Genomic DNA, 15,080 nt, shown 5'->3' with positions numbered 1-15,080 from the left:
CGTTCCGGCACCCGGATCCTTCGGGAAGGAGCTTACCCATGCGGTCGCGGATCAGGCAATGCCACCGCGGGTTCCCCCTGTCGGGCCGATCTTAGCAGGCGGGCATGGCTCCGTGCCGATCACGGCGACATGCATTGCACGGACGCCAGGCTCGCCGGGGCGCCGGCGATGCGCGTGATCAGCGCGGCGCTGCTGGTGGTCATCGCGCAGGCGTGCAGACCGACGGTCACGCCTTCCTCCTGGATTTTTTTGTGATGACCATCAAAAGAAAGGCGCCAGCGATTGTCCGCCGGGGCCCGGAACAACGCCACCACGCCCAGCACCTCGGCTTCGGGCGCGAGACGCTCCTCGACCTCGTGCCGCGCCCCCGGCGTCAGCACGATCTCGTTGACCGCGATCAGGTCATCGCCCAGTGCCCGCCGCTCGCGATCCTCGTCCAGGAACATGTCGAACGGTGCCTGTTCGAAGCGCCGGTTGCTGCGCAGGTGGTACACCTTCACCACCGCTGCCAGCGCGCGCCGGTCGTTGCCTGCGTTGAGGTTGTCCCCCGCGTACAACCGCAGCGGGATGCGCTTTTCCTCCTGCTGCGTGTCGGCGTCCTTGAGACCGACGCTCTCCAGCGTACGGTTGACCGCCTTGCCGATGCCGCCGCCGCTGGCGCAGCCGCCGAGCGCAACGAGGAGCGCAACCAGCGCAAGCCGTGCGGAAACGCGGAAACGGAGCCGCGAAGGGAAGGTTTCGGCCACGGCGCGGGCTGCGAAATGTGTGTCCATACTTGAATCGCCTGGTTCGCTGGTTTTTAATGGATGGGCTCCCGGCGCGCGATGCCGGGGCACATGGAGCAGGCGGCGACCCTTCCGGAGCCGGGGCGTCTGCCGGGGAATGTCATCTTGACGCAGCAGGGAAAGCCTACTATACCCACTCCGGAAACAAGCAGGAATTGAAATCCGGCCGATCGCCCGAGGCGGCGCTGCGGACGGATTTCAGGTTGTGTCACACGGAACGTGTGGACACATGGAATGAATCAGGATTGATTTGGGACGGTCATGATGACGAGATGGAGCGGGAAAGGAACGTGTCAGGGATTGATGGGCCTGGTGCTGCTGTCGCTGCTGGGAGCATGCGCGACGACCGGAGGCGAGAGTGCCTCCGACTACGGCAGCCTGATGTCGCAGGCGGAGTCCGCGGTAAGCGCAGGGCGTGTCGACGCCGCCCTGGCCGATTTCGCCGACGCAGCCAAGGCAGATCCCACCAGGAAGGAACCGTGGGTGCGCTCGGCGCAACTCCAGTTCGACAAGTCCAATTACGCGCGTGCCATCGTCGCGGCCGAAGAGGTCCTGCAACGGGACCCGGATGACCTGGTCGCCGACGGCATTCTCACCGTGAGCGGGTTCCGCATCGCCAACCACTCGCTGCAGCGCCTGCAGGGGCGCGGCGCGCTGGCGTCGGAGACCGCGCGGCGCGAAGCCGAGACCCTGGCCGGCACGCTGAAGGCCACCATGGGCGACGACATCCTCGCGCCCGAGGAGCCGCAGAAGGCGGCCGCGGCGCGCAGGCCCAGGCCGGCGCGCCGCGCGTCGGCGCCCGCGGCGCAGTCGCCTTCGCGTCCCGCCGCCAGCAGCGCTTCGAGCGAGTCGGGCGGTCAGTCCGGCGCGGATCCGTTCAAGAACATCGGCGGCAACTGAGGGTTCGTTCCGCCCGACCCATCGTCAGGAGACGAGTGAGATGGCCAAGAAGGATAGTGTCCAGAAGCGCCTGCAGAAGGTGCGCCCGCCGCGCGTGCAGCTGACCTACGACGTCGAGAAGGGCGACGCGATCGAGCAGAAAGAGTTGCCGTTCGTGGTCGGCGTGCTCGGCGATTTCAGCGGCAAGCCCGAGCAGCCGCTGCCGAAGCTCAAGGACCGCAAGTTCGTCAACGTCGACCTCGACAACTTCGACGAGGTGCTGGAGGGCATGGCGCCGCGCGCCGTCTACCGGGTGCCCAACAAGATCAGCGACCAGGGCGGCGAGTTCGCGGTGGAGCTGAAGTTCAACTCGATCGACGATTTCCGGCCCGAGGCCGTGGTCGAGCAGGTCGAGCCGCTGCGCCGGTTGCTCGAGTCGCGCTCCAAGCTGGCCGACCTGCGCAACAAGCTGGCCGGCAACGAGAAGCTCGAGGACCTGCTGAACGATGTGCTCACCAATACCGAGCAGCTGAAGCAGCTCGGCAGCGAGGACCAGGAGTAGACCATGGCCGCAGAAGCGACGACCGCAACGCAAGAAGCCGCCACCGTCACCGAGGCCGGCCTGCTCGACCAGATCGTCGAGCAGAGCAAGGTGGCCAAGTCCGGCGCCGAGCACCAGCGCGCCAAGGACATCATCTCGGAGCTGGCGAAGGAGGTGCTGGACGGCACCGTCGTCGTTTCCGACAACCTCAACCTCACCCTCGATGCGCGCGTCGCCGAACTCGACCGCATCATTTCCGAGCAGCTGAGCGCGGTGATGCACGCGCCGGAGTTCCAGAAGCTGGAAAGCAGCTGGCGCGGATTGCACTACCTCTGCCAGCAGACGTCGACCGGGCCGATGATGAAGGTCAAGGTCATGAACGCGCCGCAGAAGGACCTGGTGCGCGACTTCAAGTCGGCGATCGACTTCGACCAGAGCGCGTTGTTCAAGAAGGTCTACGAGGAGGAGTTCGGCACCTTCGGCGGCGCGCCGTTCGGTGCCCTGATCGGCGACTACCACATCGGCCGGCAGCCGGAGGACATGTACTTCGTCGAGCAGATGTCGCACGTGGCCGCGGCCGCGCACGCGCCCTACATCACCGCCGCCTCGGAGGACATGTTCGGCCTGGAGAGCTTCACCGACCTGGGCAAGCCGCGCGACCTTGCGAAGATCTTCGACACCGTCGAGTACGCCAAGTGGAAATCGTTCCGCGAGTCGGAGGACAGCCGCTACGTCGGCCTGACCCTGCCGCGCTTCCTCGGGCGCCTGCCTTACAACCCGAAGGACGGCACCACGGTGGAGGGCTTCAACTTCGTCGAGGAGGTCGAGGCCACCCACCATGGCAAGTACCTGTGGTGCAACACCGCCTATGCGATGGGCGCGCGCCTGACGCACGCGTTCGAGGACTTCGGCTGGTGCGCGGCGATCCGCGGCGTCGAGGGCGGCGGCCTGGTCGAGGACCTGCCCACGCATACCTTCCGCACCGACGACGGCGAAGTCGCGCTCAAGTGCCCGACCGAAATCGCGATCACCGACCGCCGCGAGAAGGAGCTCAGCGATCTCGGCTTCATCCCGCTGGTGCACTGCAAGAACACCGACTACGCCGCCTTCTTCGGCGCGCAGTCGGCGCAGAAGCCGAAGAAGTACAACACCGATTCGGCCAACGCCAACGCCATCCTGTCGGCGCAGCTGCAGTACATCTTCGCGGTGTCGCGCATCGCCCATTACCTGAAGGCGATGATGCGCGAGAAGATCGGCAGCTTCGCCTCGGCGGGCAACGTCGAGGACTTCCTCAATCGCTGGATCGCGCAGTACGTGCTGCTCGACGACAACGCATCCCAGGAGGCCAAGGCGCAGTACCCGCTGCGCGAAGCCTCCATCCAGGTTTCGGAAGTGCCGGGCAAGCCCGGTGTCTACCGCGCCGTGGCCTTCATCAGGCCGCATTTCCAGCTCGACGAGCTGTCCGTTTCGTTGCGACTGGTGGCCGAACTGCCGGCCGGTGCCAAGAAGTCGTAGCGGTTTTTCGTAGCGTCAAGGGACGGAGATCCCGCATTTGCAGTGACGCAGCCGCCCCGCTGGGGCGGTTCGTACCGACTGCCGGGCCGTGCGAGCCGGCAACCTCTATCTCACGGAAGATCGGAACAAGGAAACCCAGACATGCAACATGCATTCCTCTCTATCGATACCATCAAGGGCGAGTCCCGCGACGACAAGCACCCGAACTGGATCGAGATCAAGTCGTTCTCGCAGGACCTGCTGCAGCCGCGCTCGGCCACGGCGTCCACCTCCGGTGGTCAGTCCGCGGCACGCGTGAACCTGTCGGCGGTCGAGATCGTCAAGTCAATCGACCTGTCCACCACCGCCCTGAACCAGGCGTGCGCGGGCGGCACGACCTTCCCCAAGGCCCGCATCGAGTTCATGCGCGCCGACAAGGACGGCAATGCGCTCAACTACTACGCAGTCGAGTTGCTCAACGTGCTGGTGCACCGCGTCACGACCACCGTCGACGAAGACGGCATGCCGCAGGAAGTCGTACAGCTGAGCTTCGGCGCCATCCGCTGGACCTACAACCAGCAGAAGCCCGAAGGCGGCGTCGGCGGCAAGACCGTCGCGCAGTGGAGTGCCATCAAGAACGTTCCCAACTACACGGCCTGATGACGCTTTGCGGTGGCGCTGCACGCGCCACCGCATTTGGCCCGCATCGCGAACAGCGCATGGAGTGCGCCACCGCGCCGGGTCGCAGGGGGCGCGATCGCGGCCGCAAGTCCGGTGTCGAGGATCGCGCGGCTGGATAAGCCGCTTATGAGGTATGACGGTCAATGAAGGGATTCGAACCGAGCCTGCTGGAAAAACTGCTCGACGACACGCCGCGGGCCAAGCCCGGTGGCAACGTGTTCAAGTCGATTTCGATGGAGCAGTACAAGGAATCCGTCGCCCGCGACCTGGAAGGGCTGCTCAACAGCCGGTCCGCGTTCTCCGAGGACGACCTGGGCGATTATCCGAACTGCCGCCAGTCACTGATGACCTATGGCCTGTGCGACTTCTCGTCGATGAGCCTGGCCAACGCCTACGACCGCGCGGCGATCTGCCGTTCGCTGGAGCAGGCGATCGCCCGCCACGAGCGCCGGCTGCACAACGTGCAGGTGCGGCTGGATTCGGACACGCACATGGGCACCGGGCTGCATTTCACCATCCACGGACTGCTGGACCTGCAGCCGGCGCGCGAGGCGGTCAGTTTCGACGCCATGCTGCAGCCGACGACCCTGCAGTACTCGGTCAGCCGCCTGCGGCGCCAGGCGGCCTGAGATGCAGGATCTACTGCCGTTCTACGAGCGCGAACTGGCCTTCCTGCGCCGCTATGGGCGCGAGTTCGCCGAGCGCTACCCCAAGATCGCCGGGCGGCTGCTGCTGTCGGCGGACGGCAGCCAGGACCCGCATGTCGAGCGCCTGATCGAGTCGTTCGCGTTGCTCAGCGCCCGGGTGTCGAAACGGATCGAGGACGATTACCCGGAGTTCACCGACGCGCTGCTGGAGGTGATGTATCCGCACTACCTGCGGCCGTTCCCGTCGTGCTCGATCGCCCGTTTCGACATGGGCCCCGCGGCGGCGAAGCTGAGCGCGCCGGTGCGCATCCCGCGCGGCACGCAGCTGCAGTCGCGTCCAGTGCGGGGCGTCAACTGCCGTTTCCGCACCGCCTACGACGTGCAGCTGGCGCCGATCGCGCTTCGGTCGGCCGAGTATCGCGCCGTCGCCGAGGCGCCGATGGCGGTCAGCCTGCCGCCGGGGTCGGGAGCGCAGATCTCGCTGACCTTCGAGCTGCTGTCCGACCAGGTGTCGTTTGCCAAGCTCGGCAGCGAGGCATTGCGCCTGTTCACCGATGGCGAACCATCGTTCTGCGCCGCCCTGCGCGATGCGCTGGCGCTGCAGGTCGCGAACGCCTATGTCGAGGCCGATGGCGACGGCCGCTGGCGTCGGCTGGAAGCGGTGCCGCTGCGGCCGGTCGGGTTCACCGCGGACGAGGCGCTGGTCGATTTCCCGGCGCGTGCGCATCCCGCCTACCGGCTGCTGACGGAACTGTTCGCGTTCCCGGAGAAGTTCGGCTTCTTCGATCTCGACCTGAAGCCGGTGAGCGCCCAGGCGACCCGCGGCTTCACCCTGCACCTGATCCTGCGGGCAATGCCGCCGGACCAGCCGTCGAGCCGGGTGCTGGAGGGCTTGAGCCGCGACAACGTGCTGTCCGGCTGCACGCCGGTGGCCAACCTGTTCGGCCAGCACGGCGAGCCGATTCGCGTCACCCAACGCACGACCCACTATCCGGTGGTCGCCGACGCACGGCGCGCGTTCGCCTACGAGGTCCATTCGATCGATTCGGTCAAGCGCGTCCGGCAGACCCCGCAGGGCGAGCAGGTGCAGGAATTCCGGCCGTTCTATTCCCTGCATCACGGCGAGGATCCGGACAAGACCGGACATTACTGGCTGTCGCGCAGGGACGAGGCCGTCGCCCGGCACAGCCCCGGCTACGAGACGGAGCTGTCGTTCGTCGACCTGGACTTCAATCCGACGGTGCCGAAGACCGACGTCGTCAGCATCGAGCTGACCTGCAGCAATCGCGACCTGCCCACGCACCTGGCCTACGGCGTGTCCGGCGGCGACCTGAGCATCGAGGGCGGAAGCCCCGCGCGCACGATCGGCCTGCTGCGCAAACCGAGCCGGCCGCTGCGTTTCCGCCGCGGCCGCGGCGCGCACTGGCGGCTGATCTCGCACCTGGCGCTGAACCATCTGTCGCTGACCCAGAGCGGACTGCCCGCGCTCAAGGAAATGCTGCGCCTGTACGACCTTTCGGCCAGCAGCGTGTCCGGCCGCCAGATCGAGGGCATCGTCGGCCTCGAGCATCGGCCGACCACGGCGTGGATGTCGGGCAAGCATTTCGCGTCCGTCGTCCGCGGCATCGAGGTCCGCGTGACCATCGACGAGGCGAACTTCGTCGGCGCCGGCGTCGCCGCCTTCGCCCACGTGCTCGACCGGTTCTTCGGCCTGTACGTGCATGCCAACAGCTTCACCCAGCTCATCCTGATCTCCAGCCACAACGAAGAGGTACTGGTCCGATGCGACCCGCGAAGCGGCGAGTCGATCCTGGCGTAGCGCAGCAGCTGTTCGAGCAACCCCACCGCTTCGAGTACTTCCAGGCGATGCGGGTGATCGAGCAGCTGTTCCACCACCAGGGTGCGAAGGCGGAGGACGTGATCCCGCAGCGGGTCCGTTTTCGCAATACCCTGTCGCTCGGATTTCCGGCCGCCGAGCTCGAAGAGGTGCGTGCCTGGTCCACCGAAGGCGAAGCGCTGGTGCGCAGCGCCGCGCTCGAGCACGCGATCGCCACCGAGAGCATCGGCCAGGTGCACATCACGCCGGCCTTCATGGGGCTGCTCGGCACCGCCGGGGCGTTGCCGCTGCATTACACCGAGATGCTGCACGAGCGCGAGGTCTACCACCGCGATCGCGCGGCGCGAGCCTTCCTCGACATCTTCACCAGCCGTGCGCTCGCGCAGCACTACGCGGCATGGAAAAAATACCGGCTGGCGATGCAGTACGAGCTGGACCGGCGCGAACGCTTCCTGCCGCTGGTGCTGTCGCTGTCCGGGGTCGGCATGCCCGGCCTGCGCGACCGCATGGCGGACGGGCAGGGCGACGTGTTCGACCAGGCGATCGCCTACTACGCCGGCGGGGTGCGCCAGCGCCCGGTATCGGCGGCGTTCCTGCAGCGCATGCTCGCCGACTACTTCGGCATCGACATCCGGGTCGAGCAGTTCGTCGGTGCCTGGTACCAGGTTCCCGGGCACCAGACGACCCGGCTCGGCATGGCCAACGCGAACCTCGGTGCCAATGCACTGGCCGGCGATCGCGTCTGGCAGCGCGACCTGCGCCTGCGCCTGATGATCGGCCCGCTCGATCGCGATCGCTTCGACGCCTTCCTGCCCGGCGGCGACGCGGCACGGGCACTGGCCAAATGGCTCACGCTGCTGACCGGATCGTGTCTCGAATACGACGTGCGGCTGGTGCTCAAGGCCGAGGACGTGCGCGGTGCCGGCATCGGCGGCGAGCACGGCGCACGCCTGGGCTGGGACAGCTACGTCTGCACCCGGCCGTCCGAAATCCCGCGTTCCGATGCCGGCTACGGCATCCACACGCTGCAATGAACGCCCCTGCATCAGGCCATGCAGGCGTGGAGCCGAACAGGCCCGGCTCCGCGCTGCAGGCCGTCGCGGCAGTCGGCGGCCTGTCGGTCGTGAAGAGAATGTACCTGTCCAGCATGGAGCCTTCCGTTCAAGCATGAGCATCAACCTCAAGACCCTGATCAGCAAGCTCGACGACACCTGCCGGCAGGCGGCCGAGCGCGCGGCCAACCTGTGCATGGCGCGCGGACACTACGAGGTCGACCTCGAGCACCTGTTCCTGGCGCTGCTGGAGCAGCCGCGGAGCGACTTCGTGCTGATCGCGCGGCGCAGCGGCATTTCGCTGGAGACGCTGGAGAAGGACCTGGCCGACGAGATCGGCCGCTTCAAGGGCGGCAATACCCGGACGCCGGTGTTCTCGCAGCACCTGCCGGCGCTGTTCGAGCACGCCTGGCTGCTGGCCTCGCTGGATTCGGGGACCACCCGCATCCGCAGCGGCCATCTGCTGCTGGCGCTGCTGACCGAGCCGGACCTGGCGCAGCTGGCCTATCGCGGCTCCAAACAGTTCGTGCGCTTCAAGCGCGACGAGCTGAAGCACAATTTCGCCAAGCTGACCGAGGGTTCGCAGGAGGCGGGGCAGGGCGTGGGCTTCGTCGATGCCGATGGGCAGGCGTCCGCCGACGGCGCGGACGGCGATGCCGCGCCCGGTCAGGGCGGCCTGTCGAAAACGCCGGCGCTCGACCAGTTCACCACCAACCTCACCCAGCGCGCGCGCGACGGGCAGATCGACCCGGTGATCGGCCGCGACGCCGAGATCCGCCAGCTGGTCGACATCCTCATGCGCCGGCGCCAGAACAACCCGATCCTCACCGGCGAGGCCGGCGTCGGCAAGACCGCGGTGGTCGAGGGCCTGGCGCGACGCATCGCCGAGCACGACGTGCCCGAGGTGCTGCAGGGGGTGGAACTGCACGTGCTCGACATGGGCCTGCTGCAGGCCGGCGCAAGCGTGAAGGGCGAGTTCGAGAACCGCCTGAAGAACGTGATCGACGAGGTCAAGAAGAGCCCGCACCCGATCATCCTGTTCATCGACGAGGCGCACACCATGATCGGCGCCGGCGGCTCGGCCGGGCAGAACGATGCCGCCAACCTGCTGAAGCCGGCGCTGGCGCGCGGCGAGCTGCGCACGATCGCCGCCACCACCTGGAGCGAGTACAAGAAATACTTCGAGAAGGACGCTGCGTTGGCGCGGCGCTTCCAGGTGGTCAAGGTCGAGGAGCCCACCGAGCCGCTGGCCGCGGCGATGCTGCGCGGCATCGTGCCGCTGATGGAAAAGCATTTCGGCATCCGCGTGCTCGACGAGGCCATCACCGAGGCGGTACGGCTGTCGCACCGCTACATCAGCGGCCGCCAGCTGCCGGACAAGGCGGTCGGCGTGCTCGACACCGCCTGCGCCAAGGTGGCGCTCGGGCAGAGCGCGACCCCTGCGATCATCGAGGACACGCGTCGTCATCTCGACCGGCTGCAAGCCGAGCTCGCCGCGCTCGGGCGCGAGACCGCAGGCGGTGCGAATCACCACGACGAGCGCCTGGGCGAACTGCGCGAACAGCAGGCGCAGGCGCGCAAGGTGCTGGCCGACAACGAGGCGCGGCTGGCGCAGGAAACCACCCTGGCGCAGCGCATCCAGGCGCTGCGCGCCGAGCTGGAGCAAGGTGGCGCGACTTCCTCCCATGCCAGCGAGGGACGAGGCAAGCGCGCGAGCGCCAGCAAGGCCGCGAAGGTCGCCAAGGTCGTCAAAGGCAAGGGCGGCAAGGCCGCTGTCGGCCCGGCGGACGCCAAAGCTACGGACGTAGGCTCCGACGTCGCGAAGCATGCCGAGCTGCGGCGCCTGCAGGCGGAACTGCGCGAGCTCCAGGGCGAGACCCCGATGGTGCCGCTGCAGGTCGACGGCACCGTGGTCGCCGAAATCGTCTCCGCATGGACCGGCATCCCGCTCGGGCGCATGGTCAAGGACGAGATCCGCACCGTGCGGGGGCTCCAAAACCTGCTGCGCGAGCGGGTGATCGGCCAGGATCACGCGCTCGACGCCATCGCCCAGCGCGTGCGTACCGCCACCGCCAAGCTGGAGGACCCGAACAAGCCGCGCGGCGTCTTCATGTTCGTCGGACCTTCCGGGGTCGGCAAGACCGAGACCGCGCTGGCGCTGGCCGATATCCTCTACGGCGGCGAGCGCAAGCTCATCACCATCAACATGAGCGAGTACCAGGAGGCCCACAGCGTCTCCGGCCTGAAGGGTTCGCCGCCCGGCTACGTCGGCTACGGCGAGGGCGGCGTGCTGACCGAGGCGGTGCGCCGCAACCCGTACAGCGTGGTGCTGCTGGACGAGGTGGAGAAGGCCCACCCCGACGTGCTGGAGATGTTCTTCCAGGTGTTCGACAAGGGCATGATGGACGACGCGGAAGGGCGCGAGATCGACTTCCGCAACACCCTCATCATCCTCACCAGCAACGTCGGCTCGCCGCAGATCATGCACGCCTGCCTCAACAAGCCTGCCAAGGAGATTCCCGCGTCCGACGCCCTGGCCGAAGCGCTGCGCCCAGTGCTGATGAAGCACTTCAAGCCCGCCTTCCTCGGCCGGCTGAAGGTGGTGCCGTACTACCCGATCGGCGACGCGGTGCTGGCGCAGATCATCGCCCTCAAGCTGGGCCGGATCCGCGATCGCGTGGCTGCCAACCACAAGGCCGCCTTCCAGTGGGACGCCAGCCTTGTCGACGCGGTGCTGGCGCGCTGCACCGAGGTCGACTCGGGCGCGCGCAACGTCGATCACATTCTCAACGGCACGCTGCTGCCGGAAATCGCCGAAAGCGTCTTGGCAAGCATGGCCGAAGGCGGCAAGATCACCCAGATCAAGGTCGCGGCCGGCAAGAACGGAGCTTTCAAGTACAAGGTGGCCTGAACGTCGAGGGCGCCTTGCCACACCAAAGGAGGAAACACCATGGATTTTTACGGAATCGACAGGGAAACGACGATCGGCAACTGCGACAGCCTTGCGCTGGGACGGGAAGGCCGCGGTACCGAGAGCATCTGCAGCTGGAACCGGATCCGGCCGGAACACGTGGTCGAGCTGCTCGACAAGGCGTCGACCGAGGCGCGGGGCGAGGCGCGCGATCTCGCGGCCTTGTTGTCGCGCTTTTCCTGGCGCATCCGCGGCGCGGCGCAGGCACAGGGCAGCAGCAACCGGATCGTCAGCAACGTACGCGAGATCACGATCTCGGCCGCCGGGCGCAACTTCCAGCTGCACTGCACCGAGAACCCGTCGCTGAAACTGGAGCGGATCACCGCCTGACCCGCAGGCGGCATCCCGGGCGTCCCGCCGCGGCGGGACGCCCGCCTGTCCGATCGGATCGGCAGGGCCGCGCAAGGAGCATCGCCATGGACGCAATCGCCACCGCACTCACCGCCCTGGTCGCCGGCCCGAAGCAGCATGAACGGCTGCTGCGGCTGCACACCGGCCTGGGCCCCGATGTCCTGGTCGCCGAAACATTGGCCGGCCACGAATCGCTGGACGACGGCTTCCGCTTCGAACTGACCGCGCTGTCGATCGATGCGCACCTGTCGCTGGACGACCTGCTCGGCCAGCCGGTGCTGCTGGAACTGCTCACCGCGGATTCGCGCACGCGGCTGCGCCCGTTCCATGGCCACGTGACCGCCTTCGAGCGGCTGGGCAGCAACGGCGGCCTGGCACGCTACCGGCTGGTGCTGGAGCCGTGGCTGGCCTTCCTGCGCCAGCGCGTGGACAGCTACGTGTTCCAGGACATGACCGTGCTGGAGATCGTCGAGGACGTCTTCGCCGACTACGCCGAAGCCGGGGCATTGGCGCCGGCGTGGCGCTGGGAGCTGGCCGACTGCGGCGTGTACGCCAGGCGCAGCCTGACCACGCAGTACGAGGAGAGCGACTTCGCCTTCCTGCGGCGCTTGCTGGCGGAGGAGGGCATCTTCGGCTGGTTCGAACATGCCGGCGATGTCGCCGCCGATACCTTCGGCGAGCACACGCTGGTGCTGGCGGACCACGGCGAGGCTTTCGCCGATGCCGGCCCCGTGCGTTACCACCGCAGCGATGCGACCGAGCGCGAGGACGGCATCCAGCAGTGGTCCAGCGCGCGTCGCTGGCAGACCGGCCGGCTGGCGCGCGCCAGCTGGGACTATCGCAGCCTGGGCATGCGCCCGGCCACCGCCGATGGCGAGCGCTTCGGCGACGTGACCGCCGAAGACGACGATATCGCCGGTCCCTACGCCTGGCACGACAGCGCCCAGGGCGAGCGCCGCGCCCGCCAACACCTAGAGGCGCTGCAGGTCGACGCTCGCACCTTCGACGGCCAGGGCACCTGGCGCCGGCTGGCGCCGGGCGTCCGCTTCGAGCTGGTCCAGCACCACGCCCGGCTCGATGCCGATGCCCACCGTTTCACCTGTCTGAAGGTCGAACACCAGGCCCGCAACAACCTGGGCGCGGAGATCCAGAGCGCGCTCGAAGCGTCCCTCGGTCCCGTGGGCCTGCCGGGCGCCGATCTCCCCGATGCCCTTTCGGGACTGATCGCAACGTCATTCGCCGCGGGTGCCGGTGTGAACGAATCCCGCTTCCGTTTACGGGGTGAAGAGGCACGCTTGCGAGCCATCGGCTCGCGTGCCGATGAACGCCCACGCGCCAGTGCGTGGGCCGGGGCGCGGAGCGGGGGCAGGGGTGAGGGCGCTCCCGAGGCCGGCAACGCCGGAAGCGACGAGACCGCCACCAGTGCCGTCGATTCGCTGCTGTCCCGCATCACCGGCGGTGGCGCACAGGACGCGACCCACTTCTACCGCAACACCTTCACCGCCATCCCGGCATCGGTGCCGTACCGCCCCAGGACTACCGACGGCCACGGCCTGCGCCTGCACCCCAAGCCGACCGTACACGGCACCCAGAGCGCCATCGTGGTCAGCGACGGCGGCCCGGTGCTCACCGATCGCGACCACCGCATCAAGGTGCAGTTCGCCTGGCAGCGCGGTGCCGACGCCAGCAGCGGCCATCCCCATCCGGGCGGCGGCGACAACGCCCCCGGCACCGACGGCGCCTGGACCTGGGTGCGCGTGGCCACGCCTTGGGCCGGCGACAACTGGGGCGGCGTGATGGTCCCGCGCAAGGGCCAGGAAGTGCTGGTGGCGTTCCTGGAAGGCGACGTCGACCGGCCGGTGGTGATCGGCAGCGTCTACAACGGCAAGGGCCAGGCCGACGCCCAGCACAACCAGGTCGCCGGAGGCGGAGCGGGCGCTACCGGCAACGCCGCGACCTGGTTCGACGGCAACGAGCACGCCGCGGTGTACACCGGGTTCAAGAGCCAGGCATTGGGCAGCAGCCAGGACGGAAGCGGCGGCTACCAACAGTTGCGCCTCGACGACACGCCTGGCCAGGGGCGCGCCCAGGCGGCCACGACACAACATGACACCACGCTGACCCTCGGCCATCTGAAGGGTGGCGAGGACAACGTGCGCGGCGCCGATCGGGGATTCGGGGCAGAACTGTCGACGCGGGCGAGCGGCACCATCCGTGCCGGGCAGGGCCTGCTGCTGACCACCGAGCCCGGCACGCAACAGCTCGCAGCCACGCAGGCCCTTGGCCAGTTGGGTGAGAGCGAGCAACTGCTGCAGGCATTGGCCGACACCGCGAAGAGCCAGGAAGCGACGCTTCCCGGCGATGCCGACACCCTGCCGGCGCAGGCGAGCCTCACGACCGTGCAGGAGACGATGCAGGCCACCCAACAGGGCAGCGCCGCCTCCGGCTCCGTCTCCCGCGGCGCGGGAGAGGGTGGGGGCGAGGGCACGATCGGCGGCGGCGAAGGCGAAGCCCCCGGCTGGAGCGCCCCGCAGCTGGTCGCCGCCAGCCCCGAAGGCCTGCTGAGCCTGACCCCGGCCGACCAGGCCTGGATCTCCGGCACCCAGACCAGCCTGATCGCCGGCAGCGACCTCGACTGGGCCAGCCAGGCCGGCACCGTGATCGCCTCGGCCGGCGGGATCGCCTTGTTTACCCAGGGCGGCGAAGCCCCCCGCGGCAAGCCGAACCAGGAGAAAGGCATCGCCCTGCACGCCGCGCAAGGCAAGGTGAGCGCGCGGGCGCACAAGAACCAAGCCAAGGTAGCGGCCAAGGCCAGCATCACCGTCGCCAGCACGCAGGCGGACGTCGAGATCTCGTCGCCGAGCAAGCACGTGCTACTGACCGCGGCCGGCGCCTACCTGAAACTGGAAGGCGGCGACATCGAACTGGGCGCGCCCGGGAAGATCGAGTTCAAGGCGAGCAGCAAGGAGTGGACATCGCCCGCGAGCGCGAGCGCCAAGCCACCGGCGTTTGGCGAGGCGGACCCAAAATTCTGCGAGCTGGATGCCAAGCGGGCCGATGCCTATGGCGGCGCCATGGTCAGCCTGGGTTGAGTGCGGAATGGTCGGCCTGAGTCATCGCGAGTTTCTGGCGCAGGATTACGCGTTGATCAATCCGATGCAGGTGGCGCCGGACCAGTATCGCGATCTGGATACGGTGCGACTGCTGCCGAAAGGGTTGGATCGTCATGCGAGAATGATGCCGCTGTTGTTGCGGCTCAAGTCTCTCGCGGAGCACGTGCGGATCGATCTGCTGCATCGGGCGGAGCAATGGGCGCGTGACTACGACATGCCGTTGTTCTCCGCGCTCATGTCTTCCGATGTGGAGCTGGCGCGGCTGAAAGCGCACTTGCTGCGGAACATGCTCCTGAAGCGACTGGGCGTTGGCAGGATATGGCTACGGTTCCATGATCCTCGGGTGTATCGACATCTGTGCTGGCTGCTCGATGGCGAGCAGATGGCTCGCCTGATGGGGCCGGTCTCGGCTTGGATGTGGTACGACCCCTTGGTCGGTGCGTGGCACACTCACGAACGGGCCGCTGCCGTCGAGCTCGGGCCACTGCAATTGTCGCAGGCGCAATGGAAAGCAATGGACCAGGTCGAGGCGTTGAACCGCTGCATGCGTGATCTGGCCGATGAGGATTCCGGCCCTCTGGGGAAAGGGATTCTCAGGCAGTTGATGGCGGGCTTGCTGGAAGCGCAGCGGAAAGGCCTGGATGAGATCGGGGACAGGGTGCTATATGCCACGCAGTTCGTGCGTCAGGGTGCCGACTCCACCTCGTTACGGCAACACGGATAGAGAGA

Annotated in this window: 12 protein-coding genes; 11 read left to right on the top strand and 1 reads right to left on the bottom strand. The window is 67.8% G+C overall.

The genetic code is table 11. The features are described 5' to 3' along the window. Nucleotides 1-119: 119 nt before the first annotated feature. Nucleotides 120-746 (bottom strand): type VI secretion system lipoprotein TssJ, encoded by a 627-nt coding sequence (gene tssJ / locus AB5T46_RS06660; protein WP_370563069.1) that lies wholly within the window; start codon nt 744-746, stop codon nt 120-122. A 342-nt stretch (nt 747-1,088) separates the two neighbouring features. On the opposite strand from tssJ, the gene AB5T46_RS06655 reads away from it, so the two are divergent. From AB5T46_RS06655 to AB5T46_RS06605, 11 genes are all read left to right on the top strand, one after another. Continuing rightward, nucleotides 1,089-1,685 (top strand): tetratricopeptide repeat protein, encoded by a 597-nt coding sequence (locus AB5T46_RS06655; RefSeq protein WP_370563068.1) that lies wholly within the window; start codon nt 1,089-1,091, stop codon nt 1,683-1,685. 40 nt (nt 1,686-1,725) lie between these two features. Beyond that, the gene (tssB, locus tag AB5T46_RS06650) at nt 1,726-2,226 is read left to right on the top strand and encodes a type VI secretion system contractile sheath small subunit (RefSeq protein WP_370563067.1); all 501 of its coding nucleotides are present in this window, start codon (nt 1,726-1,728) and stop codon (nt 2,224-2,226) included. A 3-nt stretch (nt 2,227-2,229) separates the two neighbouring features. Further along, nucleotides 2,230-3,720, top strand: a complete 1,491-nt coding sequence (gene tssC / locus AB5T46_RS06645) for a type VI secretion system contractile sheath large subunit (protein ID WP_370563066.1) — start codon at nt 2,230-2,232, stop codon at nt 3,718-3,720. Between the two features lie 141 nt (nt 3,721-3,861). Then, complete coding sequence (locus AB5T46_RS06640; RefSeq protein WP_370563065.1) at nt 3,862-4,359, top strand: Hcp family type VI secretion system effector; 498 nt, start codon at nt 3,862-3,864, stop codon at nt 4,357-4,359. A 164-nt stretch (nt 4,360-4,523) separates the two neighbouring features. Continuing rightward, the gene (gene tssE / locus AB5T46_RS06635; protein ID WP_370563064.1) at nt 4,524-5,009 is read left to right on the top strand and encodes a type VI secretion system baseplate subunit TssE; all 486 of its coding nucleotides are present in this window, start codon (nt 4,524-4,526) and stop codon (nt 5,007-5,009) included. 1 nt (nt 5,010) lies between these two features. Then, nucleotides 5,011-6,846: a type VI secretion system baseplate subunit TssF gene (tssF, locus tag AB5T46_RS06630; RefSeq protein ID WP_370563063.1), complete on the top strand. Its 1,836-nt coding sequence runs from the start codon at nt 5,011-5,013 to the stop codon at nt 6,844-6,846. Then, complete coding sequence (gene tssG / locus AB5T46_RS06625; RefSeq protein WP_370563062.1) at nt 6,810-7,898, top strand: type VI secretion system baseplate subunit TssG; 1,089 nt, start codon at nt 6,810-6,812, stop codon at nt 7,896-7,898. Before tssF ends, tssG begins: the two co-directional genes overlap by 37 nt. 133 nt (nt 7,899-8,031) lie before the next feature. Beyond that, on the top strand, nt 8,032-10,827 hold the full coding sequence (tssH, locus tag AB5T46_RS06620; protein ID WP_370563061.1) for a type VI secretion system ATPase TssH: 2,796 nt from the start codon (nt 8,032-8,034) through the stop codon (nt 10,825-10,827). 39 nt (nt 10,828-10,866) lie between these two features. Next, nucleotides 10,867-11,217, top strand: a complete 351-nt coding sequence (locus AB5T46_RS06615; RefSeq protein WP_370563060.1) for a hypothetical protein — start codon at nt 10,867-10,869, stop codon at nt 11,215-11,217. 86 nt (nt 11,218-11,303) lie between these two features. Beyond that, the gene (locus AB5T46_RS06610) at nt 11,304-14,330 is read left to right on the top strand and encodes a type VI secretion system Vgr family protein (protein ID WP_370563059.1); all 3,027 of its coding nucleotides are present in this window, start codon (nt 11,304-11,306) and stop codon (nt 14,328-14,330) included. Between the two features lie 7 nt (nt 14,331-14,337). Next, a complete protein-coding gene (locus tag AB5T46_RS06605; protein WP_370563058.1) occupies nt 14,338-15,075 on the top strand; it encodes a DUF4123 domain-containing protein in 738 nt (245 codons plus the stop codon). The last annotated feature ends 5 nt before the right edge of the window (nt 15,076-15,080 follow it).

Source organism: Luteimonas salinilitoris, assembly GCF_041300785.1.
In the GTDB taxonomy this organism is placed as follows: domain Bacteria; phylum Pseudomonadota; class Gammaproteobacteria; order Xanthomonadales; family Xanthomonadaceae; genus Luteimonas; species Luteimonas salinilitoris.
Note: the sequence above shows the minus strand (reverse complement) of the source record. Positions and strands in the feature narration are given on the sequence as shown.

Excerpts from the sequence above, each read along its gene's own strand:
- AB5T46_RS06640 (WP_370563065.1), top strand. The coding sequence starts at position 3,862 with ATGCAACATGCATTCCTCTCTATCGATACCATCAAGGGCGAGTCCCGC.
- AB5T46_RS06615 (WP_370563060.1), top strand. The coding sequence starts at position 10,867 with ATGGATTTTTACGGAATCGACAGGGAAACGACGATCGGCAACTGCGAC.
- tssG (WP_370563062.1), top strand. The coding sequence starts at position 6,810 with ATGCGACCCGCGAAGCGGCGAGTCGATCCTGGCGTAGCGCAGCAGCTG.
- AB5T46_RS06605 (WP_370563058.1), top strand. The coding sequence starts at position 14,338 with ATGGTCGGCCTGAGTCATCGCGAGTTTCTGGCGCAGGATTACGCGTTG.
- tssH (WP_370563061.1), top strand. The coding sequence starts at position 8,032 with ATGAGCATCAACCTCAAGACCCTGATCAGCAAGCTCGACGACACCTGC.
- tssE (WP_370563064.1), top strand. The coding sequence starts at position 4,524 with ATGAAGGGATTCGAACCGAGCCTGCTGGAAAAACTGCTCGACGACACG.
- tssF (WP_370563063.1), top strand. The coding sequence starts at position 5,011 with ATGCAGGATCTACTGCCGTTCTACGAGCGCGAACTGGCCTTCCTGCGC.
- AB5T46_RS06655 (WP_370563068.1), top strand. The coding sequence starts at position 1,089 with ATGGGCCTGGTGCTGCTGTCGCTGCTGGGAGCATGCGCGACGACCGGA.
- tssB (WP_370563067.1), top strand. The coding sequence starts at position 1,726 with ATGGCCAAGAAGGATAGTGTCCAGAAGCGCCTGCAGAAGGTGCGCCCG.
- tssC (WP_370563066.1), top strand. The coding sequence starts at position 2,230 with ATGGCCGCAGAAGCGACGACCGCAACGCAAGAAGCCGCCACCGTCACC.
- AB5T46_RS06610 (WP_370563059.1), top strand. The coding sequence starts at position 11,304 with ATGGACGCAATCGCCACCGCACTCACCGCCCTGGTCGCCGGCCCGAAG.